Consider the following 1,092-nt stretch of genomic DNA (forward strand, 5'->3'; position numbering starts at 1 on the left):
AATCCTAAATTTTGCATTTGTTTTTTCTGTTGTCGTGCGAGTTCTGCAGGGCTTGACGGTGCATTGTCGTATTGATTATTGATTGTAACGTTTCCACCTGTACCAATTCCGCCACCCTCAACTTCAACTTTCACTGAAACAGATAATTCTTTGCTGATAGCGCTTGTAGATGATGCTGTATAGCCTAATACATCCGCACTTACTAAATTGCTCGTCACTTCATCTTTTACGCTTTCAGCGAGTTTATGCGCAGTTTTAACAGCTTGCGCTTGCATGTTCGCCATACCATTGATTAACCCTTTGACGATATTGACGCCAATGAATTTATTCGCCCATTTTGACGGAGAATGAATGTCAAAAGCCTGTTGAATTGTAGATTTCACTTCATCAGCAATGCTTTTTGCTTGCGCTAATAAACTAGGCGTCATATCTGTTAACCCACTTCGCATGCCTTTAATGACATTCTTACCAATCGCAGGCATACTCGCTGTCATCGCATTGAATGTTTTCTTCGTACCGCCAGTTAAATCTTTAATCGACTGTTGCCATTCTTTATTGTACTTATCAAGTTGAAGTGCTGTTTCTTCACGCATCTTCGTAATTTCTGCATCCGTCGATACACGTAAGTCTTTCATTTCGCTGACAGCAATTTTATTTGCAAGTTCAGACTTTTCTTTCCATGCACCTACAAATTCTGCTAACTCAGTATGAGACATCTTTGTAAGTGTTTCGATTTCTCCGGCTGACTTAATACCAAGCTCGTGTAATTCATCAATTAGCGCTGCGTCTACACCACGACCAGCAAGTGTTTCCATATTGGCCGCCCATTCCGACATACCCGCAACCTGTGATTTTAAATTGCTAATTAATTCAGCACCGGTTGTTGCTGATTTTTCAGTCATTTCATCAAACAAGCCCATTGATTTGTAGATAGTATTCGCGCGATCTGATACAGCTTTTTCATATTCTTCATTGAGTTTCTTTTCGGATTCAACCAATGCGTTGTTGGCATCTTGGATTTTCGTTGTATAGGTATCAGATAAAGTAGTTAAGTTGTTGTATAACTCTTGTTTCGACTTCTGCAGTTGTTCA

Annotated in this window: 1 pseudogene; it reads right to left on the minus strand. The window is 39.8% G+C overall.

The features are described from left to right. A pseudogene (locus ACFSY7_RS10335) lies at positions 1-1,092 on the minus strand (hypothetical protein); the annotation flags it as partial.

Source organism: Kurthia populi, from assembly GCF_042686175.1.
In the GTDB taxonomy this organism is placed as follows: Bacteria; Bacillota; Bacilli; order Bacillales_A; family Planococcaceae; genus Kurthia; species Kurthia populi.